Here is a 20475-nt window from a genome sequence, read left to right on the forward strand (position 1 = left end):
ACCCGAACCACTTACTTGAGTAAGCTCATCGAGATTCCCTCGCTTGCCGCCTTCCTGCAACTCGAATTATATAGGGTATAATAGTATGTTAATAAAGCGCTTGTTGCGCCCGCGGATATCTGCCCGCCAGGCGCGTTCCGCCATCACGCTACCCTGGCGGCCGGGGAGACTAGCAAATTCGCGGCAGCGGCTCGGCGTGAGGAAGATCGAGGGTGCGCTTGACGCCGTACAGGCCGACGGACCGCACGCCGCTGCGGGTAACCGTTTCGCCAACTATCGCCGCGTGGCGGCCGAGTGGGTGCGCCCGCAGCCGGGCCAGCGCCGCTTCCGCCGCATCGCGAGCGACGGCGATAACCAGCTTGCCTTCGTTGGCAAAGTTAAGGGCATCGAGCCCCAGCAGTTCGCAAACGCCGCGAACGGTATCGTTGATCGGCAGCTCGCGTTCGTGCAGCTCAATCCCGCAGCCGCTGGTGGCGGCAAACTCATGGGCCACCGCGTTAACGCCGCCGCGGGTGGCATCGCGCAGCGCTTTCACTCCGGGAAGGTCGCGCAGCGACTGAATCAGCGGGGTGAGTACCGCACAGTCGCTGGAGAGCGCGCCGTCCAGACCGAGACCTTCGCGTAAATTGAGAATAGTGGCACCGTGGTCCCCCAGCGTGCCGCTGACCAGCAGCACGTCGCCGGGCGTAATCTGCCGTGCTCCCCAGCGGATCTCCGAGGGGATCGCGCCAATCCCGGCGGTATTGATAAACAGCTTATCCGCCGCCCCGCGCGGCACGACTTTGGTATCGCCGGTAACGATGGCGATGCCCGCCGCCCGCGCGGTCTGCGCCATGCTGTTAACCACCTTCTCGAGGGTGGCCATCTCCAGCCCCTCTTCGAGAATAAATCCGCAGGAGAGGTAGCGCGGCAGGGCGCCGCTCACCGCCACGTCGTTTGCGGTGCCGCAGACCGCCAGCTTGCCGATATCGCCGCCGGGAAAGAACAGCGGATCGATAACGTAGCTGTCGGTGGAGAAGGCGAGGCGATCGCCCTGGGCGGCAAGCTGCGCCAGGTCAAGCCGCGCCTGATCCTCCTGCTCCGCCAGCCACGGGTTGGCGAAGGCCTGCATAAACAGGGAGGCGATCAGCTGCTGCATCGCCTGACCGCCGCTGCCGTGGGCTAACTGGATGCTTTTCATTCTTCGTTTTCCTGACTGCGATATTGATACCAGGCGGCGCAGGCGCCTTCTGATGAGACCATCAGCGCGCCGAACGCGCTTTGCGGATTACAGACCTGGCCGAAGAGCGGACACTGATGCGGTTTGCAGCGCCCGGTCAGCACCTCGCCGCAGCGGGCTCGCGGGTCGTCGCAGACGCGCTGCGGCGTCGGGCGAAAATGGGCTTCGGCGTCGAAACGCTGATACTCAGGCGTCAGCCGTACGCCGGAATCGCTGATAACCCCAAGCCCGCGCCATTCGCTGTCGCCGGAGAGGCAGAACACCTCGGCAATCGCCCGCTGCGCCAGGGGGTTACCTTCATCAGGGACCACGCGACGATACTGGTTCTCGACCTGACTGCACCGGGCTATTGTCTGCTCAACCAGCATCACCGCGCCTTGCAGTAGATCAAGAGGTTCGAATCCAGCCACCACTAACGGTCGGCGGTAGTCGCTGGCGATAAACCCGTAGGCTTCGGTACCAATGACCATGCTGACGTGACCGGGGGCGAGGAAGGCGTCGATCCCGTTGTCCGGCGTATCGAGCAGGCTGCGCAGGGTCGGGAGCAGGGTGATGTGCTGGCAGAAAAAGAAGAAGTTCTCGACGCCGCGTTCGCGCGCCTGGCGCAGGGTCAGCGCGGTGGCGGGCATGGTCGTTTCAAAGCCGAGCCCGAAGAACACCACCTCGCGGTCGGGGTTCCGCTGCGCCAGCCTGAGGGCATCGACCGGCGAATAGACGATGCGCACGTCGGCTCCGCGCGATTTTGCCTGCAACAGGGAGCCATTTTTTCCCGGGACGCGCATCGCGTCGCCGAAGGTGCAGAAAATAACCCCCGGGCGGCCGGCAATCTCAATGCAGGCGTCAATGCGGCCCATCGGCAGGACGCAGACCGGACACCCGGGACCGTGGATAAATTCGATATTTTCCGGCAGCAGCTGGTCGAGACCGAACTTAAAGATGGCGTGGGTATGGCCGCCGCAGACCTCCATAATCCGCAGCGGGCGGGTGGCGGTATGCGGCAGCAGGCGAGCGCGATCCTGCAGGTGTTCCACCAGCTGCAGCACCTGCTCCGGCGCGCGGTATTCATCAACGAAACGCATTATCGCTCCTCGCCGAACAGCAGGGCGCCGACGTCCGGCTCGACCTCAAACATATTTTGCAGCGCCGCGAGGGTGTCGCGGGCCTCGGCTTCATTAATGACGCTCATGGCGAAGCCGACGTGCACCAGCACCCACTGGCCGAGCCGCGGCTGGCCCTGCTCATCGACGGCGCCCACCAGAGTTAGGTCGACCTCGCGCTGGATGCCGCAGACCTCGACCCTGGCCTGGTTGCCCTCAATGGCGCAAATTTGTCCCGGAACGCCTATGCACATTGCTGCGCCTCCAACCAGCTGATCCACTGCTCCATGCCCTCGCCGCTGGTGGCGGAAAGCAGGATTATCTCAATCTCGGGGTTCACCTCCCGCGCGCAGGCGAGGCACTGCTCAACGTCAAAGTTGAGGTACGGCAGGAGATCGATTTTGTTCAGCAGCATCAGGCTGGCGGCGGCGAACATATGCGGGTACTTCAGCGGCTTGTCCTCACCTTCGGTTACCGACAGGACCGCGACCTTGTGCCGCTCGCCGAGATCGAAGCTCGCCGGACACACCAGGTTACCGACGTTTTCGATAAACAGGATGCCGCCATCGGCAAGCTCAAGGCGCGGAGCGGCCTCGGCGATCATCTGCGCGTCGAGGTGGCAGCCCTTGCCGGTGTTGACCTGAATGGCCGGCGTGCCGGTGGCGCGGATGCGCGCCGCATCGTTGACCGTTTGCTGGTCGCCTTCAATCACCGCGCAGGCGGTTTTCGCCTTCAGGCGCAGCAGGGTTTCGCTCAGCAGGGTGGTTTTACCGGAGCCGGGGCTGGAGACCAGGTTCAGCACCAGCTGGCCTTTGGCCGCAAAGCGGGCGCGGTTGCGGGCGGCCAGGCGGTTGTTCTTATCCAGCACGTCAATTTCAACCTCCAGCATTCTACGCTGGCTCATTCCCGGCGCGTGGGTGCCCGCCTCGCCGTGGCCGTAGTGCAGGTCGCCCTCGGCGGAGCGGCTGGGGGTAAAGCCGTCGGTTTTGACGTTGGTAATGGTCATCGGCCGGCGGGTGGCCGGCGCGAAGGGGGCGCTGCGAAACGCCGAGTGGGGGTTGCGTTCGTCACCTTCTATATAAAGGTTGCCTTCCCCACAGCCGCAGGTGGTACACATAGTTTTACTCCTGGTCTATCCCGTCATACTGCACGTTGTTTCTGTGCTGGCCGCGCTCGCGCGTCGGCCGCCGCGATCCCGGCCGAATCAGGCGGGGATCACTTCTATTCTCTGAATCTGTAGGCCATCGTCCGCCACGATCTGTAGCCCGTCGCTCTGACACTGCGGGCAGCGCCGCACGTGCTGAGAGATCAGCTGCACGTACTGCTGGCAGGACTCACACCAGCATTCAGCCTGCTGCTCGGCGATATGCAGCTCGCAGCCTTCCGCCAGCGTGCCGCGGCACACCAGCTCAAAGCAGAAGGTCAGCGCGCTGGCCTCGACGCAGGAAAAGGCCCCGACCTTGAGCCACACGCCGCTGACCCGCCGCGCGCCGGCCTGCTGCGCTTGTTGTTCAATAATTTCCAGCGCCCGCTGGCTCAGAGTGATTTCGTGCATGGTGGCCTCCACATCGCCGCAATTGACCGTATATGCAATAACGATGCCAGGGAATCGGTATAGCCGGAGAAACTGTCGATGACGATGGCCTGATGACGTCATCGACATGTCGCTGAAGGCCTCTGTTTTTATTAATTTATTTAAATATCAAATACATAAAAATTGGCATGGAAAATGCTTGTGCAGTGCATCTCATGCAACCGGGGGATCCGAGATGACTATTTGGGAAATAAGTGAAAAGGCGGACTACATCGCCGATCGTCACCGCCAGCATCAGGAGCAGTGGCACACCTACTGCAACTCGTTGGTTCAGGGTATCACCCTGTCGAAAGCGCGCCTGCATCATGCGATGAGCTGCGCGCCGGACAAAGAGCTGTGCTTCGTGCTGTTCGGCCACTTTCAGGTGTTTGTCGCGCTGGCGGAAGGCTTTAACAGCCACACCATCGAATACTACGTACAAAGCAAAAATGGCGAAGATAAGCGCCTGATTGCGCAGGCGACGCTGGCCTCCGACGGCACCGTCGATGGGCGCATCAGCAACCGCTTCCGCGAGCAGGTGTTGGAGCACTATCTGGCGATCGTGGCGACCGTGTACGACCGCCTGTATGAGGCCATGGAACAGGACCAGCCGGTGGATTTAAGCCATCTGCGGCTGGCCCACTAAGCGCAAGGTGTCGACGAGTGTCGAAAATGACATCTGCACCACCTGATTTCGTCAAAAATGACTTTCACCCGAGGAAGACCCGGTGAACCGTTTTGTAATTGCTGACTCCACCGTCTGTATCGGCTGCCGCACCTGCGAAGCCGCATGCGCTGAGACGCATCGCCAGCAGGGCCTGCAGGCGATGCCGCGACTGCAGGTCATGCGTAATGAAAAAGAATCTGCGCCGCAGATGTGCCACCACTGCGAAGACGCCCCCTGCGCCGCGGTGTGTCCGGTTAACGCCATTAACCGCATCGACGGCGCGGTCCAGCTAAACGAAAGCCTGTGCGTAAGCTGCAAGCTTTGCGGCATCGCCTGCCCGTTTGGCGCGATCGAATTTTCCGGCAGCCGGCCGTTGGATATTCCGGCAAACGCGAATACGCCGCTGGCGCCCGCCGCGCCGCCCGCGCCCGCCCGCGTCAGTTCGCTGCTCGACTGGGTACCCGGCGTGCGCGCCATCGCGGTGAAATGCGATCTGTGCCATTTCGATGAGCAGGGGCCAGCCTGCGTGCGTACCTGCCCGACAAAGGCGCTGCTGCTGGTGGATATCCGCGATATCGCCCAGGCCAGCAGGCGCAAGCGCGAGCTGACTTTTAATGCCGACCTCGGCGATTTGTCGCTGTTTCAGGCGCAACAGGGGGGCGTGAAGTGAACATCATCTCTTTAGTTAATCAGGCGGTGGTTTGGTACACCGTCAGCGCCGTGCTGGCGCTGCTCTTTAGCCTGAGAAAGCCGCTCAGCGGCGCGATTGCCGGGATCGGCGGGGCGGTGGCCAGCGCGATGCTGATCGCTGTGGGCATCGAAACGCTGCTGATGCCGGGCCGGGTGAGCAGCGGCGTGCTGCAGATGCTCTCCCTGCCGATTCGGATTAGCGGGATTAACGCCCTGTGGCTGCTGGCCATCGGCCTCTCTGCATTACCGATTTCACTGTTCAATATTTCCTGGCACCGCCATCCGCAGGTAAAAGCAAACGGCCTGCTGGTCAACCTGCTGCTGGCGGCCGCCACCTGCGCCGTCGTGACGACCAGCTTCGGCAGCCTGGTGGTGATGGCGGAAATTATGGCCCTGTGCGGCGCCTTCCTCACCGGTTGTGCGCAGTCCGGCAAGCTGTGGTTTGCGCTGGGCCGCTTCGGCACGCTGCTGCTGGCGTGGAGCTGCTGGCTGGTGTGGTCGTTTTACGGCACGCTCGATCTGGCGCAGATTAGCCTGCTGGCCGCCGGCGCCCCGCAGCAGATGCTGCTGTGGCTCCCGGCGCTGGCGGGCTTTGCGCTGCTGTCGGGGGTTATTCCGCTGCACGGCTGGGCGCCGCAGGCCCATGCCGACGCCAGCGCGCCGGCCGCCGCGCTGTTCTCCACGGTAGTGATGAAGGTGGGCCTGTTCGGCATCCTGACGGTCTCCCTGGCTGGCGGCGTGCCGCCGCTGTGGTGGGGCGTGCTGCTGCTGGCGCTGGGGATGATTACCGCCTTTATCGGCGGGCTGTACGCGCTGATGGAGCACAACATCCAGCGCCTGCTGGCGTACCACAGCCTGGAAAATATTGGCATCATCCTGCTGGGGCTCGGCGCCTTCGTCACCGGCGTGGCCCTCAATAACGCCAGCCTGATGGTGCTGGGCTTTATCGGCGGGATGTATCACCTGATCAACCACGGTCTGTTCAAAACCACGCTGTTCCTTGGCGCCGGGGCGGTGTGGTTCCGCACCGGCCACCGCGATATCGAAAAGCTCGGCGGCATCGGTAAAAGAATGCCGCTGATTTCGCTCTCTATGCTGGTGGGCCTGATGGCGATGGCGGCGCTGCCGCCGCTGAACGGCTTTGCCGGCGAGTGGGTTATCTATCAGTCGTTCTTTAAGCTCAGCACCGGCGGGGCGTTTATCGGCCGCCTGATCGGGCCAATGCTGGCGGTAGGCCTGGCGATTACCGGCGCCCTGGCGGTGATGTGCATGGCCAAAGTCTACGGCGTCACCTTCCTCGGCGCGCCGCGGAGCCAGCAGGCGGAAAACGCCACCTGCGCCCCGCGGCTGATGACCTTCAGCGTGGTGCTTTCCGCGCTCTGCTGCGTGATTGGCGGGGTGGCCGCGCCGTGGCTTCTGCCGCTGGTAGGCGGCGTGGTGCCGGCCCAGGCTCAGGTCGCGAGCGTGGTGTCGCAGCCGCCGATCGCCATTCTGCTGATTGCCTGCCCGCTGCTGCCGCTGTTGCTGATGATTTTCTTCAAAGGCGACCGCCTGCCGTCGCGCTCCCGCGGCGCGGCCTGGGTCTGCGGCTACGACCATGAGAAATCGATGGTGGTGACCGCTCACGGCTTCGCGATGCCGGTCAAAGAGGCCTTTGCCCCGCTGCTCAAGCTGCGCCACTGGCTAAACCCGGTACGCCTGATCCCCGGCTGGCACAGCGGCTCCGCGCCCGCGCTGCTGCGCAGCGTTGCGCTGATTGAGCTGGCGGTGCTGGTGGTTATTGTCATTTCACGAGGAGCCTGAGAATGAGCGTATTCGTTGCATTGTTGCAGGCGCTGGTGCTGTTTGCCGCCGCGCCGCTGCTGTCCGGCATCACCCGCGTCGCCCGCGCCCGCCTGCATAACCGCCGCGGGCCGGGGGTGCTGCAGGAGTATCGGGACATTATCAAGCTGTTGGGGCGCCAGAGCATCGGCCCCGACGCCTCCGGCTGGGTATTCCGCCTGATGCCGTACGTGATGGTTGGCGTGATGCTGACCATCGCCACCGCGCTGCCGGTGGTCACCGTTGACTCGCCGATGGCGGGGCTGGGCGACCTGATTACGCTGATCTATCTGTTCGCCATCGCCCGCTTCTTCTTTGCGATCGCCGGGCTCGACACCGGCAGCCCGTTTACCGCCATCGGCGCCAGCCGTGAAGCAATGCTCGGCGTGCTGGTGGAGCCGATTCTGCTGCTGGGCCTGTGGGTGGCGGCGCAGGTTGCCGGTTCAACCCATATCAGCAGCATCACCGACACCCTCTACCACTGGCCCGCCGCGCGCAGCATTCCGCTGCTCCTCGCGCTGGCCGCCTGCGCTTTTGCCACCTTTATCGAAATGGGCAAGCTGCCGTTCGATCTCGCTGAGGCGGAGCAGGAGCTGCAGGAAGGGCCGCTGACCGAATACAGCGGCAGCGGTTTCGCGGTGCTGAAATGGGGGATTAGCCTCAAGCAGCTGGTGGTCCTGCAGATGTTTGTCGGCGTGTTTATTCCGTGGGGGCAGATGACCAGCTTTAGCGTCGGCGGGCTGCTGCTGGCGCTGGTCGTCGCCGTCGTCAAGCTGGTGGCCGGCGTCCTGATTATTGCCCTGTTTGAAAACAGCATGGCGCGCCTGCGCTTTTGTGCCACGTCCCGCGTTACCTGGGCCGGTTTTGGCTTTGCCTTTTTAGCCTTCGTCTCCTTGCTGGTGGCGTGATTTAAGAGAGTTTTATATATGAACGAAGAAAAACCGGGTCAACGCTATCTCGCCGCGCTGCATCAGGCCTTCCCGGGCGTGGTGCTGGACGAGGCCTGGCAGACCAACGATCAGCTCACCGTCACGGTGAAGATCAACTATCTCCCGGAAGTGGTGGAGTTTCTCTACTACCAGCAGGGCGGCTGGCTGTCGGTGCTGTTCGGCAACGACGAGCGCAAGCTCAACGGCCACTATGCTGTTTACTACGTACTGTCGATGGAGCAGGGGACCAAATGCTGGATAACCGTGCGTGTGGAAGTGGATGCCAATAAGCCGGAATATCCGTCGGTGACGCCGCGGGTGCCCGCGGCGGTATGGGGCGAGCGCGAAGTGCGCGACATGTACGGCCTGCTGCCGGTTGGCCTGCCGGACGAGCGCCGTCTGGTGCTGCCGGACGACTGGCCGGACGAACTCTACCCGCTGCGCAAAGACAGCATGGACTACCGTCAGCGCCCGGCGCCGACCACCGATGCAGAAACCTACGAGTTCATTAACGAGCTGGGCAGTAAGAAGAATAACGTGGTGCCGATTGGCCCGCTGCACGTCACCTCCGATGAGCCTGGCCATTTCCGCCTGTTCGTTGACGGCGAAAATATTATCGACGCCGACTACCGCCTGTTCTACGTCCATCGCGGGATGGAGAAGCTGGCGGAAACCCGGATGGGCTACAACGAAGTGACCTTCCTCTCCGATCGGGTGTGCGGCATCTGCGGCTTTGCCCACAGCACCGCTTATACCACCTCGGTTGAGAACGCGATGGGCATCGTGGTGCCGGAACGCGCGCAGATGATCCGCGCCATTTTGCTGGAGGTAGAGCGTCTGCATTCGCACCTGCTCAACCTCGGCCTCGCCTGCCACTTCACCGGCTTTGACTCCGGCTTTATGCAGTTCTTCCGCGTGCGCGAGACGTCGATGAAAATGGCGGAGATCCTCACCGGAGCGCGTAAAACCTACGGCCTGAACCTGATTGGCGGCATCCGTCGCGACCTGCTGAAAGAGGATATGATCCAGACCCGCCAGCTGGCGCAGCAGATGCGCCGCGACGTGCAGGAGTTGGTGGAGATGCTGCTCAGCACGCCAAATATGGAGCAGCGCACCGTCGGCATCGGCCGCCTCGACCCGCAAATCGCCCGCGACTTCAGCAACGTTGGCCCGATGGTGCGCGCCAGCGGCCACGCGCGCGATACCCGCGCCGACCATCCGTTCGTCGGCTACGGCCTGCTGCCGATGGAAGTGCACAGCGAGCAGGGCTGCGACGTGATTTCGCGCCTCAAGGTGCGCATTAACGAGGTTTACACCGCGCTGAATATGATCGACTTTGGCCTCGACAATCTGCCGGGCGGCCCGCTGATGGTGGACGGCTTCACCTATATCCCACACCGTTTTGCGCTGGGCTTCTCGGAAGCGCCGCGCGGGGATGATATCCACTGGAGCATGACCGGCGACAACCAGAAGCTCTACCGCTGGCGCTGCCGGGCGGCGACCTACGCCAACTGGCCGACCCTGCGCTATATGCTGCGCGGCAACACCGTCTCCGATGCGCCGCTGATTATCGGCAGTCTCGATCCCTGCTACTCCTGTACCGACCGAATGACCGTGGTCGACGTGCGGAAGAAGAAAAGCAAAGTGGTGCCGTACAAAGAGCTGGAGCGCTACAGCATCGAGCGTAAAAACTCGCCGCTGAAATAAGGAGCCGCCATGTTTACCTTTATCAAAAAAGTCATTAAGACCGGCACCGCGACGCACGCTTATCCGCTGGAGCCGATGCCGGTGGATAAAAACTTCCGCGGCAAGCCGGAGCACAATCCGCAGCAGTGCATCGGCTGCGCGGCCTGCGTTAACGCCTGCCCGTCGAATGCCCTGACGGTGGAGACCGACCTCGCCGCCAACCAGCTGGCGTGGCAGTTCAACCTCGGTCGCTGCATCTTTTGCGGCCGCTGCGAGGAGGTGTGCCCGACGGCGGCGATTAAGCTCTCGCAGGAGTACGAGCTGGCGGTGTGGAAGAAAGAGGATTTCCTCCAGCAGTCGCGCTTTGATATGTGCCGCTGCCGGGCGTGCGCGCGTCCTTTCGCCGTGCAAAAAGAGATCGATTACGCCATCGCGCTGCTGGAGCACAACGGCGATACCCGCGCCGAGCTGCACCGCGAAAGCTTCGAGACCTGCCCGGAGTGCAAGCGCCAGAAGTGCCTGGTGCCGTCCGATCGTATTGAACTGACTCGCCATATGAGAGAGGCCAGCTGATGAACAATTTACTGGGCCCGCGCGATGAGAACGGCATTCCTGTGCCGATGACGGTAGATGAGTCTATCGCCAGCATGAAGGCATCACTGCTGAAGAGTATTAAGCGTTCCGCCTACGTGTACCGCGTGGACTGCGGCGGCTGCAACGGCTGCGAGATTGAGATTTTTGCCACCCTTTCGCCGCTGTTTGATGCCGAACGCTTCGGAATAAAGGTCGTTCCGTCGCCGCGTCACGCCGATATCCTGCTGTTCACCGGGGCGGTGACCCGCGCCATGCGCTCACCGGCGCTGCGTGCCTGGCACTCCGCGCCGGACCCGAAAATCTGCATCTCCTACGGCGCCTGCGGCAACAGCGGCGGCATCTTCCATGACCTGTACTGCGTCTGGGGCGGCACCGACAAAATTGTGCCGGTCGACGTCTATATTCCCGGCTGCCCGCCGACGCCGGCGGCGACGCTGTACGGCTTTGCGATGGCGCTGGGCCTGCTGGAGCAGAAAATTCACGCCCGGCTGCCGGGCGAGCAGGATGACAAAGCGGCGGAAATTCTGCATCCGAATATGGTCCAGCCGCTGCGGGTGCGCATTGACCGCGAAGCGCGCCGTCTGGCGGGCTATCGCTACGGTCGGCAGATTGCCGATGACTATATGCGCCTGCTCGGCCAGGGCGACAGCCAGGTCGTGCGCTGGCTGGAGGCGGAAAAAGATCCGCGTCTGACCGAGATCGTCACCCATCTCAATCAGGTGGTTGAGGAGGCGCGCATCCGATGAGCGAAACGGTAGTGTTCAGCCAGCTGAGCCGTAAATTTATCGATGAGAACGACGCCACGCCTGACCAGGCGCAGCAGGTTGTCTACTACAGCCTGGCGATTGGCCACCATCTCGGGGTTATCGACTGCCTGGAAACGGCGCTGAGCTGCCCGTGGGATGAGTACCTGGCGTGGATCGCCACCCTTGAGGCGGGCAGCACCGCCCGGCGTAAAATGGAAGGCGTGCCGAAGTATGGCGAAATCGTTATCGACAGCAATCACGTCACCATGCTGGCCAACGCCTTCGATAAGGCGCAGGCCGGGCAGACGCCGGCGCAGCAGGCGTGGAGCAGGCTGATGCTCAGCATGCTCCACGATATTCACCAGGAAAGCGCCATCTATCTGATGGTGAGGAGACTCCGTGACTGACGTTTTACTCTGCGTGGGCAACAGCATGATGGGCGACGACGGCGCGGGTCCGCTGCTGGCGGAAACTTGTGCGGCAAACCCGACGGGCGGCTGGGTGGTGATTGACGGCGGCAGCGCCCCGGAAAACGACGTCGTCGCGATCCGCGAGCTGCGCCCCGACCGCCTGCTGATCGTCGACGCCACCGATATGGGGCTTAACCCCGGCGAGATCCGCATCGTCGATCCCGACGACATCGCCGAGATGTTTATGATGACCACCCACAATATGCCGCTCAACTATCTTATCGATCAGCTGAAAGAGGACGTTGGTGAGGTGATTTTCTTAGGTATTCAGCCGGATATCGTCGGCTTTTACTACCCGATGACCCAGCCGATTAAGGACGCGGTGGCCGAGGTTTACCGACGGCTGAACGGCTGGCAGGGACAGGGCGGCTTTGCCGCGCTGGAAGCGCCGGAAGACGAACGCCTTCAGGGATAATCTACCCGGGACAGCCCCCGGTTACAGGGGGCTCTATCTCGTAGCCCGGATAAGCCACTTGTGGCGCAATCCGGGGCCGGTAGGCAGGCGGCCTTACGCCAGGTCTTCGCCGTTGCTGGCAATGACCTTTTTATACCACCAGAACGACTTCTTGCGCTTACGGTCGAGGGTGCCGTTGCCGGCGTCATCGCGGTCAACGTAGACGAAGCCGTAGCGTTTGCTCATCTCGCCGGTGGAGGCGGCCACCAGGTCAATACAGCCCCAGCTGGTGTAGCCCATCACCGGAATACCGTCTTCGATAGCGTCGCCCATCGCTTTGATGTGCTCGCGCAGATAGCTGATGCGGTAGTCGTCGTTAATCTCGCCGTTGGCGTCGATTTCATCCCGCGCGCCGAGGCCGTTTTCCACGAGGAACAGCGGCTTCTGGTAGCGGTCATACATCATATTCATGGTGATGCGCAGGCCGAGGGGGTCGATTCCCCAGCCCCATTCGCTGGCCTGAATATAGGGGTTTTTTAACGACTTCACGATATTGGCCGCGTTGGTATTGCTGGCGTTCATCTCCGCCGAGGCGCAGCGCGAGGCGTAGTAGCTGAAGGAGACAAAATCGACGGTGTTGCGTAGGATCTCGTCGTCGCCCGGCTCTTTGACAATCGTCACGCCCTTCTCGCGGAACATCCGCGCCGCCCATACCGGCCAGGCGCCGCGCGCCTGCACGTCGATAAAGAGCAGGTTTTCGCGATCTTTTTCCAGCGCCATCCACACATCTTCCGGCTTGCAGGAGTAGGGGTAGAAGTTGCCGCCCGCCAGCATGCAGCCCACCTGGTTCTGCGCGTTCACCTCGTGGGCGATTTTGGTCACCTGGGCGCTGGCAATCAGCTCGTGGTGCGCGGCCTGATACTTCACCTGATCCTGATTCTCCCCCTCTTCGAACGCCAGGCCGGCGCCGGAGTAGGGGCTATGGAGCATGATGTTGATTTCGTTGAAGGTCAGCCAGTACTTCACCAGCCCATCGAAGGCTTCAAAGCAGGTGCGGGCGTAGTGGGTGAAGAACCCGACCATTTTGCGATTGCGCCAGGAGCCGTACTCGGTCACCAGATGCATCGGCACGTCGAAGTGGCACAGGGTCACCAGCGGCTCGATATTGTGCTTTTTACACTCCTCAAACAGCGAGCGGTAGAAGGCGATCCCCTGCGCATTCGGCTCCTGCTCGTCGCCGTTGGGGAACAGGCGGCTCCAGGCGATGGAGGTGCGAAATACGCTAAAGCCCATCTCCGCCATCAGGGCGATGTCCTCTTTATAACGATGATAAAAGTCTATCGCCGTATGGCTGGGGTAGAACTCATCGTCACGCAGCTGAAAGCGCTTTTCCAGCCCCAGCTTGACCGGCAGGCGCCTGGCGCCGTGGGGAAGGGTATCGACGGTGGTCAGCCCTTTGCCGCCCTCCAGATATGCCCCTTCAGCCTGGTTGGCGGCCAGTGCGCCGCCCCATAAAAATCCGTGTGGAAAAGTCGCCATGCGTTACCTCTGTGTCAAAAATTATGTTCAGGCGTGCGATGCTTCGCTCGTCGCCTGGCGCTGTCGGGCATCGGCGGCGGCATCTTCCACCGGAATATCCTCAAAGCCGAGCAGCAGGGTCAGCACAAACGACAGCACCACCGCCAGCGCCATCACGCCGAAGACCCAGACGAGGGTCATCGGATTCGCCGGATCGAAGAACTGGACGCTGGTAAATAGCCCCGGCGCCGCCATTGAGTGGCTGGCAAGCCCGGCGATGCCGGCAACCGCGCCGCAGATAAAGCCGCTGATCAGGCTGGCGATCAGCGGGCGTTTAAGCCGTATTGCGACCCCGTACAGCGCCGGCTCGGAGATCCCGGCCAGAATAGCCGAGGCCGCCGCCGCCAGCGCCGTCTGGCGCAGCTCCGGGTTTTTCGTTTTCCACGCCACCGCCAGCGACGAGCCGCCCAGCGACAGGTTGGCGCCGATTTCTGACGGCATCACCATCCCCTCTTTGCCGGTTTCGGCAATGGTCTGAATGATAGTCGGCGTAAAGACGCGGTGCATCCCGGTCATCACCAGCAGCGGCCACAGGGCGCCCATAATCGCCACCGACAGCCAGCCGAGGTAGTGGTGTACGGTGTAAACCAGCGCCGAGATAGCGCTGCCGATCCAGATCCCCAGCGGGCCGATCAGCAGAATGGCCAGCGGCGCGGCGATCAGCACGATCAGCATCGGCTTAAGGAAGTTTTTCGTCACCGCCGGGGTGATCCTGTCGACCCAGCGCTCGATATAAGAGAGGCACCAGGTCATCACCAGCGCCGGGATCACGGTGTAGGTATATTTCACCGCGGTAACCGGAATAAAGGCGAACTCGACGTGTTCGCCCTGAGCGGCCTTAGCCATCAGCTCGATAAAGCTCGGGTGCACCAGCACCCCGGCAATGGCAATCGCCAGCGACATATTGGTTTTGAATTTGACCGCTGCGGAGGCGGCGACCATCAGCGGCAGGAAGAAGAAGGCGCCGTCGCCAATCACCGTTAGAATGGTGAGCGTCGGCGCGCCTTTCGGCAGGACGCCGCTCATCTCGAGGATCATCGCCAGCAGCTTGACCATCGATCCGCCGATAATCGCCGGGATCAGCGGCGACATGGTACCGATCAGCGCATCGAGGATCCCGGCGCCGACCCGCCTGAAGGTCAGCGGCGGCTTGCCCACGGGCTCCGCCGGGCGCATCTCACCCGGCAGCAGGCTCACGACTTCGCGGTACGCCTGGGAGACGGTGTTGCCGACGATCACCTGGCACTGATTATCGCTGCGCACGACGCCCAGTACGCCTTTCAGCCCTTTTAGGGTCGCGCTATCCACCCGCTCGTTGTCTTTGACCACGAAACGAAGGCGGGTCATGCAGTGGGTAACGGCGGTGACGTTCTCAACGCCGCCGATCGCCGAGACGATCTGCTGTGCCAGGGCTGCATAATTTTTAGACATCGGATTTTATCCTGTTTATCAATGGGGTACTGGCTTTTCACCGCGCCGCAAAGCGGCAGGGCAGCGTACATAGATAGGAAACCGGTTCCACAAAATCATGATGAGTTTCACCTTCGCAAACAAGATATAAAAAAATCATATTTCCGTTTTGTGATTTTGATCGGATTATGCCGCAGAAAAGAATCTGCCCGGCGCGCGCGTCAAGGCTGTAAAACGGCAGGGCGTGCAGTACACTGCGGGCATCTTTTGCAAGAGGAAGAACGACATGGCAACGATGCTGGAGGTCGCTAAGCGCGCAGGGGTGTCGAAGGCGACGGTGTCGCGGGTGCTATCGGGCAACGGCTACGTCAGCCAGGAGACGAAAGATCGCGTGTTCCAGGCCATTGCCGAAAGCGGCTACCGGCCGAACCTGCTGGCGCGCAACCTCGCCACCAAAAAGAGCCAGACCCTGGGGCTGGTGGTCACCAATACCCTCTATCACGGGGTTTACTTCAGCGAGCTGCTGTTTCAGGTGGCGCGGATGACCGAAGACAAGGGGCGCCAGCTGATCCTCGCCGACGGCAAGCACAGCGCCGATGAAGAGCGGGAGGCGATTCAGTACCTCCTCGACCTGCGCTGCGACGCGATTATTATCTACCCGCGCTTTCTGAGCGTCGATGAAATGGACGCCATCGTTGAGCAGCACGAAAGGCCCATCATGGTGCTTAACCGCCGCCTGCGGCGCAACGCCAGCCACTGCGTCTGGTCCGATCAAAAAGCGTCGGCCCTGGCCGCGGTACGGCAGCTCATCGCCCGCGGCCATCGCGAGATTGCCTTTATCACCGGCTCGCTGGATTCGCCGACCGGTATCGAGCGTCTCGCCGGTTACAAAGAGGCGCTGGCTCAGCACGATATCGCGCTCAACGAAGCGCTGATCGTGAAGGGCAGATGGACGCCGGAAACCGGCGCGGCCGGGGTTGAGACGCTGCGTCAGCGCGGCGTCAGCTACAGCGCTCTGGTGGCGAGCAACGACGATATGGCGATTGGCGCGATGAAGCAGCTGCATCTGCACGGCGTGAAAGTGCCGGAGCAGGTCTCGGTGATTGGCTTCGATGACATCGTTCTGGCGCCCTATATGATCCCGGCGCTGTCCAGCGTCAAAATTCCGGTGACGGAGATGATCAAAGAGAGCATTAACCGGCTGATTTTTATGCTCGACGGCGGCGATTTAAAATTCCAGCAAACCTTCCCCGGCGAGCTGATTGAGCGCGACTCTCTTACCGCTGGCCCCGGCGTCTGAGATCGTCATCTGTCATCGTCACATCTGACGATGACAGAAATCAGCTAATTAATTCCTTTTACTATCAATGTGATAAAAACTGGAACGTATTATGCATACTCCGGCGCGTAACCTTCTTACTGCTGGAGAAATGGATGAACCGTTTCATTATTGCCGACGCGAGCAAATGCATCGGCTGTCGCACCTGCGAAGTAGCCTGCGTGGTCTCTCATCAGGCTAATCAGGACTGCGCCGTGCTGACGCCAAAATCTTTTTTACCGCGTATCCATGTGATCAAGGGCGTCAACGTGTCGACCGCCACCGCCTGTCGTCAGTGTGAAGACGCGCCCTGCGCTAACGTCTGCCCGAACGGGGCCATCAGCCGCGATAAGGGTTTTGTCCACGTGATGCAGGAGCGCTGTATCGGCTGCAAAACCTGCGTCGTGGCCTGCCCGTATGGGGCGATGGAAGTGGTGGTGCGTCCGGTGATCCGCCATAGCGGCGCCGGCCTGAACGTAGCGGCGGAAAAAGCCGAAGCCAATAAGTGTGACCTTTGTCATCATCGCGAAGAGGGACCGGCCTGTATGGACGTCTGCCCGACGCACGCGCTTATCTGCGTTGACCGCAATAAGCTCGAGCAGATGAATATTGAAAAACGTCGTCGTACGGCGCTGGCCTGGTAGGACGATAGCGGCATGAACGGGGTGGAAATCCGCATCCGCGGCAAGGTGCAGGGGGTGGGATTTCGCCCCTTCGTCTGGCAGCTGGCGCAGCGCTTAGGGCGCCTCGGCGACGTGTGCAACGACGGCGACGGCGTGCTGGTGCGCCTGCTGGGCGACGAGGCGGAGTTTATCCCCGAGCTGGCTCGCCACTGTCCGCCGCTGGCGCGAATCGACAGCGTGCGGGTCGCACCGTTTGTCTGGCAGGCCCTGCCGGCGGCGTTCACCATCAGCCGGAGCGCAGGCGGGACCATGCGCACGCAGATTGTTCCCGATGCCGCCACCTGTCCGGCGTGCCTGGCGGAGATGAACGATCCCGACGAGCGCCGCTACCGCTATCCGTTTATCAACTGCACCCACTGCGGGCCGCGCTTTACCATTATTCGCGCCATGCCCTACGACCGCCCGTTTACCGCGATGGCGCCGTTCCCGCTGTGCCCGTCCTGCGAAGCCGAATACCGCAATCCTGCCGACAGGCGTTTTCATGCCCAGCCGGTGGCCTGCGAATCGTGCGGGCCGCGGCTTGAGTGGCGCAGTGGGGAGGAGAGCTGCTACGGCGAGGCGGCGCTGCGGGCGGCAGCGGAGCGGCTTGCTGCCGGGCACATTGTGGCGATTAAAGGGCTTGGCGGCTTCCATCTCGCCTGTGACGCCGGAAACGCGGACGCCGTGGCGACCCTGCGCCAGCGCAAGTATCGCCCGGCTAAACCGCTGGCGGTGATGCTGCCGACGGCGGAGGGATTGCCGGCCGAGGCGCTGGCGCTGCTGTCGTCGCCCCCCGCGCCGGTGGTGCTAGTGGATAAAAAGCGGATCGACGGCCTGTGCGACGATATCGCGCCGGGGCTGGCGGAAGCTGGCGTCATGCTGGCGTCGAACCCGCTCCAACACCTGGTGCTGCAGGCGCTGGCGCGCCCGGTGGTGATGACTTCCGGCAACCTCAGCGGGCGCCCTCCGGCGCTGACTAACGAGCGGGCGCTGGCGGATTTAGCCGGGATTGCCGACGGATTTTTGCTGCATAACCGCGATATCGTGCAGCGGATGGATGATTCCGTGGTGCGGCAGAGCGGGGAGATGCTGCGCCGTTCGCGCGGCTACGTGCCGGACGCGCTGCCGCTGCCGCCGGGGTTTCACGACCTCCCGCCGCTGCTGTGCCTCGGCGCGGATATGAAAAATACCTTCTGCCTGGTGCGCGGTGGTGAAGCGGTGCTGAGCCAGCATTTTGGCGACCTCGGCGATGAGGGCGTGGAGGCGCAGTGGCGTGAGGCGCTGCGCCTGATGCAGGAGATTTACGCTTTTACCCCGCAGGGGATCGTGATCGATGCGCATCCGGGCTACCGTTCGGCAAAGTGGGCGGCGTCGATGCCGCTGCCGATCGAGCGGGTGCTGCACCACCACGCCCACGCCGCCGCCTGCCTGGCGGAGCACGGCTGGCCGCTGGCGGGCGGGGACGTCATCGCCCTGGTGCTGGACGGCATCGGCATGGGGGAGGACGGCGCGCTGTGGGGCGGCGAATGCCTGCGGGTGAACTACCGCCAGTGTGAGCATCTGGCGGGCCTGCCGGCGGTGGCGCTCCCCGGCGGCGATCTGGCGGCGCGTCAGCCGTGGCGCAACCTGCTGGCCCACTGCCTGGCCTTTGTGCCGGAGTGGCAACGCTATCCTGAAACCGAGGCTCTGCTCCGACAGGCGTGGCCGCTGGTCGCCCGCGCCGTCGAGCGGGGAATTAATGCGCCTAAGGCCTCTTCCTGCGGACGGCTGTTTGATGCCGTGGCCTGCGCGCTGGGCTGCGCGCCGACCACGCTGAGCTACGAAGGGGAAGCGGCCTGCCGGCTGGAGGCGCTGGCGGCGACCTGCGAGGGTGTCGATCATCCGGTTAGCCTGCCGTGGCGCGACGGTCAGCTGGATCTCGCCACCTTCTGGCGCTTGTGGCTAGGCTGGCAGGCGCAGCCAGCGCACAAGGCCTGGGCTTTTCACGATGCGCTGGCCCGCGGGCTGGCGGCAATGGTGCGCGACCACGCCGTCAGGCGCGGCATCTCTACGCTGGTGTTTAGCGGCGGGGTGCTGCACAACCGGCTGCTGGTTTGCCGATTGACGTTTTATCTGGCGGATTTTACTCTGCTGTTTCCGCATCAGCTGCCTGCCGGTGATGGAGCGATAGCGTTTGGTCAGGCGGCGGTCGCCGCCGCCCGCTGGCAGGCTCACAGGACACCATCATGATAGTGACGATTTTACGCCAGCAGCCGCGCGCCGCAGCGCTGGTGCTGGGGCTTATTGTGGCCAACCTGATCGCCTGGGTCTGGGCGTGGCAGGCCTTTGGCGATAGCGGCGCGCTGATGGCCGCCAGCCTGCTGGCCTGGGGATACGGCCTGCGTCATGCGGTCGATGCCGATCATATTGCGGCGATTGATAGCGTGACGCGCAAGATGATGCAGCAGGGGCGGCGCCCGTTCGGCGTGGGCGCCTGGTTCTCGCTGGGGCACTCGTCGATTGTGGTGCTGGCCTCCGCCGCCATTGCCGCCACCGCGACGACGTTCGGCCAGCAGATGAGCTGGTTTCACGATACCGGCAGCGCGATCGGTACCGCCGTTTCGGCGCTGTTTCTGCTGCTAATGGCCTTTATCAATCTGGTTATTCTGCGCAGCGTCTGGCGCAGCTTTCAGGCGTGGAAGCAGGGGGAGAAGGTGAGCGATGAGGTGGCGGCGGGCGGCGGGATGATGAGCTGGCTGTTCGGCAAAACCTTCCGTCTGATCAGCCGCAGCTGGCAGATGTATCTGGTCGGCTTTTTGTTCGGCCTCGGGTTTGATACCGCGACCGAGATTGGCGTGCTGGGGATCTCCGCCGCCAGCGCCTCGAGCGGCATCTCTATCTGGTCGATTATGGTCTTCCCGGCGCTGTTTGCCAGCGGCATGGCGCTGGTGGATACCCTCGATAACGTGCTGATGGTCGGCGCCTACGGCTGGGCGTTCAGCAAGCCGCAGCGCAAGCTCTATTACAATATGACCATTACCGGGACTTCGGTGGTGGTGGCGCTGTTTATCGGCGGCATGGAGGCGCTGGGTCTGCTGATGGATAAGTTTGCGCTCAGCGGCGGGCCGTGGCGCTGGGTGGCGGCGCTGAACGATAATCTCGGCAACGCCGGCTTCGTAGTCATCGGGCTGTTTGTCGCCTGCTGGGTGCTGTCGGTGATTAACTATCGCTGGCGCGGATACGATAATCTGGCGCAGTAGGTCAGGCCTTTTAATGGTTCGGGGTCCCGGGTCGCGCATTATTCACCAGAGCCGGGAAACGCAGCTATTTAGATGAGCGCAAAGCCCGTAAGTCACCTACTGCAGGTCCGGATTGATCTTTATAACAACCCCGGCCGCCTGAGCCGGGATTTTACCTTAAGGGTCAGTCGCGGCTTCGCTTCAGGCAATCATAGCCGGGCTTCTCCCGCTGGATGACCGGCAGGTCACCGGTATCGTTAAGCGCACCGGGGAACGCGGTAAGTGTCAAGATAGTTGGCACCCCCGGTTAATTTAGGCTGCCTGTTTTCCCCGCTCTGGATTCAGCATTACCTCGCCTATCGGTTGCCAGTTCCGTGTCCTGCCGGACCAACGCTCAGGGCGT

20 protein-coding genes are annotated in these 20475 nt (G+C 62.5%); 13 read left to right on the plus strand and 7 right to left on the minus strand.

Annotated elements, in window-relative coordinates; genetic code table 11:
• Positions 1–169 precede the first annotated feature (169 nt).
• The 5 genes from hypE to hypA all read right to left on the minus strand — a co-directional run bounded on the left by hypE (position 170) and on the right by hypA (position 3871).
• Positions 170–1180: a hydrogenase expression/formation protein HypE gene (gene hypE / locus GVK32_RS04745; protein ID WP_159865702.1), complete on the minus strand. Its 1011-nt coding sequence runs from the start codon at positions 1178–1180 to the stop codon at positions 170–172.
• Positions 1177–2298 (minus strand): hydrogenase formation protein HypD, encoded by a 1122-nt coding sequence (gene hypD / locus GVK32_RS04750; RefSeq protein WP_159865705.1) that lies wholly within the window; start codon positions 2296–2298, stop codon positions 1177–1179. The genes hypE and hypD overlap by 4 nt, the downstream gene beginning before the upstream one ends.
• The gene (locus tag GVK32_RS04755) at positions 2298–2570 is read right to left on the minus strand and encodes a HypC/HybG/HupF family hydrogenase formation chaperone (RefSeq protein ID WP_159865708.1); all 273 of its coding nucleotides are present in this window, start codon (positions 2568–2570) and stop codon (positions 2298–2300) included. Before GVK32_RS04755 ends, hypD begins: the two co-directional genes overlap by 1 nt.
• On the minus strand, positions 2561–3433 hold the full coding sequence (gene hypB / locus GVK32_RS04760; RefSeq protein WP_159865711.1) for a hydrogenase nickel incorporation protein HypB: 873 nt from the start codon (positions 3431–3433) through the stop codon (positions 2561–2563). Before hypB ends, GVK32_RS04755 begins: the two co-directional genes overlap by 10 nt.
• Before the next feature lie 87 nt (positions 3434–3520).
• Entirely contained in the window at positions 3521–3871 is a 351-nt protein-coding gene (gene hypA / locus GVK32_RS04765) for a hydrogenase maturation nickel metallochaperone HypA (protein WP_041146902.1), read from the minus strand.
• Between the two features lie 214 nt (positions 3872–4085).
• On the opposite strand from hypA, the gene hycA reads away from it, so the two are divergent.
• The 9 genes from hycA to hycI all read left to right on the plus strand — a co-directional run bounded on the left by hycA (position 4086) and on the right by hycI (position 11907).
• Positions 4086–4535, plus strand: coding sequence for a formate hydrogenlyase regulator HycA (hycA, locus tag GVK32_RS04770; RefSeq protein ID WP_159865714.1), 450 nt, complete (start codon positions 4086–4088; stop codon positions 4533–4535).
• Between the two features lie 82 nt (positions 4536–4617).
• On the plus strand, positions 4618–5226 hold the full coding sequence (locus GVK32_RS04775) for a 4Fe-4S dicluster domain-containing protein (protein ID WP_041146900.1): 609 nt from the start codon (positions 4618–4620) through the stop codon (positions 5224–5226).
• A complete protein-coding gene (gene hycC / locus GVK32_RS04780; protein WP_159865717.1) occupies positions 5223–7049 on the plus strand; it encodes a formate hydrogenlyase subunit 3 in 1827 nt (608 codons plus the stop codon). Before GVK32_RS04775 ends, hycC begins: the two co-directional genes overlap by 4 nt.
• A gap of 2 nt (positions 7050–7051) precedes the next feature.
• Entirely contained in the window at positions 7052–7975 is a 924-nt protein-coding gene (locus tag GVK32_RS04785; protein WP_123708575.1) for a respiratory chain complex I subunit 1 family protein, read from the plus strand.
• Between the two features lie 18 nt (positions 7976–7993).
• On the plus strand, positions 7994–9703 hold the full coding sequence (gene hycE / locus GVK32_RS04790; protein ID WP_159865720.1) for a formate hydrogenlyase subunit HycE: 1710 nt from the start codon (positions 7994–7996) through the stop codon (positions 9701–9703).
• 9 nt (positions 9704–9712) lie between these two features.
• Positions 9713–10255 (plus strand): formate hydrogenlyase complex iron-sulfur subunit, encoded by a 543-nt coding sequence (locus tag GVK32_RS04795; protein ID WP_159865723.1) that lies wholly within the window; start codon positions 9713–9715, stop codon positions 10253–10255.
• Positions 10255–11022 (plus strand): NADH-quinone oxidoreductase subunit B family protein, encoded by a 768-nt coding sequence (locus GVK32_RS04800; RefSeq protein ID WP_159865726.1) that lies wholly within the window; start codon positions 10255–10257, stop codon positions 11020–11022. The genes GVK32_RS04795 and GVK32_RS04800 overlap by 1 nt, the downstream gene beginning before the upstream one ends.
• A complete protein-coding gene (locus GVK32_RS04805) occupies positions 11019–11429 on the plus strand; it encodes a formate hydrogenlyase maturation HycH family protein (protein ID WP_041146894.1) in 411 nt (136 codons plus the stop codon). The genes GVK32_RS04800 and GVK32_RS04805 overlap by 4 nt, the downstream gene beginning before the upstream one ends.
• Positions 11422–11907 carry a hydrogenase maturation peptidase HycI gene (gene hycI, locus GVK32_RS04810; RefSeq protein WP_159865729.1) on the plus strand — a complete coding sequence of 162 codons (486 nt, stop codon included), beginning with the start codon at positions 11422–11424 and terminating at the stop codon, positions 11905–11907. The genes GVK32_RS04805 and hycI overlap by 8 nt, the downstream gene beginning before the upstream one ends.
• A gap of 93 nt (positions 11908–12000) precedes the next feature.
• On the opposite strand, the gene GVK32_RS04815 is transcribed toward hycI, so the two are convergent.
• Both GVK32_RS04815 and ascF read right to left on the minus strand, forming a co-directional pair.
• Complete coding sequence (locus tag GVK32_RS04815) at positions 12001–13425, minus strand: 6-phospho-beta-glucosidase (protein WP_159865732.1); 1425 nt, start codon at positions 13423–13425, stop codon at positions 12001–12003.
• 27 nt (positions 13426–13452) lie between these two features.
• Positions 13453–14895: a PTS cellobiose/arbutin/salicin transporter subunit IIBC gene (gene ascF, locus GVK32_RS04820; RefSeq protein WP_159865735.1), complete on the minus strand. Its 1443-nt coding sequence runs from the start codon at positions 14893–14895 to the stop codon at positions 13453–13455.
• Between the two features lie 265 nt (positions 14896–15160).
• Between ascF and GVK32_RS04825 the strand changes: the two genes are divergently transcribed.
• The 4 genes from GVK32_RS04825 (at position 15161) to GVK32_RS04840 (ending at position 20093) form a co-directional block, all read left to right on the plus strand.
• Entirely contained in the window at positions 15161–16174 is a 1014-nt protein-coding gene (locus GVK32_RS04825) for a LacI family DNA-binding transcriptional regulator (RefSeq protein WP_159865738.1), read from the plus strand.
• A gap of 134 nt (positions 16175–16308) precedes the next feature.
• Positions 16309–16836: an electron transport protein HydN gene (gene hydN / locus GVK32_RS04830; RefSeq protein ID WP_159865741.1), complete on the plus strand. Its 528-nt coding sequence runs from the start codon at positions 16309–16311 to the stop codon at positions 16834–16836.
• A 12-nt stretch (positions 16837–16848) separates the two neighbouring features.
• Positions 16849–19083, plus strand: a complete 2235-nt coding sequence (gene hypF, locus GVK32_RS04835; protein WP_159865744.1) for a carbamoyltransferase HypF — start codon at positions 16849–16851, stop codon at positions 19081–19083.
• Positions 19080–20093 carry a HoxN/HupN/NixA family nickel/cobalt transporter gene (locus tag GVK32_RS04840; protein ID WP_159865747.1) on the plus strand — a complete coding sequence of 338 codons (1014 nt, stop codon included), beginning with the start codon at positions 19080–19082 and terminating at the stop codon, positions 20091–20093. The genes hypF and GVK32_RS04840 overlap by 4 nt, the downstream gene beginning before the upstream one ends.
• The last annotated feature ends 382 nt before the right edge of the window (positions 20094–20475 follow it).

It is taken from the genome of Klebsiella sp. 18074 (assembly GCF_902705905.1).
GTDB lineage: Bacteria > Pseudomonadota > Gammaproteobacteria > Enterobacterales > Enterobacteriaceae > Klebsiella > Klebsiella terrigena.

What these genes read in the sequence shown, in the direction of transcription:
- GVK32_RS04755 (WP_159865708.1), bottom strand. Translation starts at nt 2,570, where the DNA reads ATGTGCATAGGCGTTCCGGGACAAATTTGCGCCATTGAGGGCAACCAG.
- GVK32_RS04800 (WP_159865726.1), top strand. Translation starts at nt 10,255, where the DNA reads ATGAACAATTTACTGGGCCCGCGCGATGAGAACGGCATTCCTGTGCCG.
- ascF (WP_159865735.1), bottom strand. Translation starts at nt 14,895, where the DNA reads ATGTCTAAAAATTATGCAGCCCTGGCACAGCAGATCGTCTCGGCGATC.
- hypF (WP_159865744.1), top strand. Translation starts at nt 16,849, where the DNA reads ATGAACGGGGTGGAAATCCGCATCCGCGGCAAGGTGCAGGGGGTGGGA.
- hypB (WP_159865711.1), bottom strand. Translation starts at nt 3,433, where the DNA reads ATGTGTACCACCTGCGGCTGTGGGGAAGGCAACCTTTATATAGAAGGT.
- hydN (WP_159865741.1), top strand. Translation starts at nt 16,309, where the DNA reads ATGAACCGTTTCATTATTGCCGACGCGAGCAAATGCATCGGCTGTCGC.
- hypD (WP_159865705.1), bottom strand. Translation starts at nt 2,298, where the DNA reads ATGCGTTTCGTTGATGAATACCGCGCGCCGGAGCAGGTGCTGCAGCTG.
- GVK32_RS04795 (WP_159865723.1), top strand. Translation starts at nt 9,713, where the DNA reads ATGTTTACCTTTATCAAAAAAGTCATTAAGACCGGCACCGCGACGCAC.
- hypE (WP_159865702.1), bottom strand. Translation starts at nt 1,180, where the DNA reads ATGAAAAGCATCCAGTTAGCCCACGGCAGCGGCGGTCAGGCGATGCAG.
- hycA (WP_159865714.1), top strand. Translation starts at nt 4,086, where the DNA reads ATGACTATTTGGGAAATAAGTGAAAAGGCGGACTACATCGCCGATCGT.
- GVK32_RS04815 (WP_159865732.1), bottom strand. Translation starts at nt 13,425, where the DNA reads ATGGCGACTTTTCCACACGGATTTTTATGGGGCGGCGCACTGGCCGCC.
- hypA (WP_041146902.1), bottom strand. Translation starts at nt 3,871, where the DNA reads ATGCACGAAATCACTCTGAGCCAGCGGGCGCTGGAAATTATTGAACAA.
- hycE (WP_159865720.1), top strand. Translation starts at nt 7,994, where the DNA reads ATGAACGAAGAAAAACCGGGTCAACGCTATCTCGCCGCGCTGCATCAG.
- GVK32_RS04825 (WP_159865738.1), top strand. Translation starts at nt 15,161, where the DNA reads ATGGCAACGATGCTGGAGGTCGCTAAGCGCGCAGGGGTGTCGAAGGCG.
- GVK32_RS04840 (WP_159865747.1), top strand. Translation starts at nt 19,080, where the DNA reads ATGATAGTGACGATTTTACGCCAGCAGCCGCGCGCCGCAGCGCTGGTG.
- GVK32_RS04805 (WP_041146894.1), top strand. Translation starts at nt 11,019, where the DNA reads ATGAGCGAAACGGTAGTGTTCAGCCAGCTGAGCCGTAAATTTATCGAT.
- GVK32_RS04785 (WP_123708575.1), top strand. Translation starts at nt 7,052, where the DNA reads ATGAGCGTATTCGTTGCATTGTTGCAGGCGCTGGTGCTGTTTGCCGCC.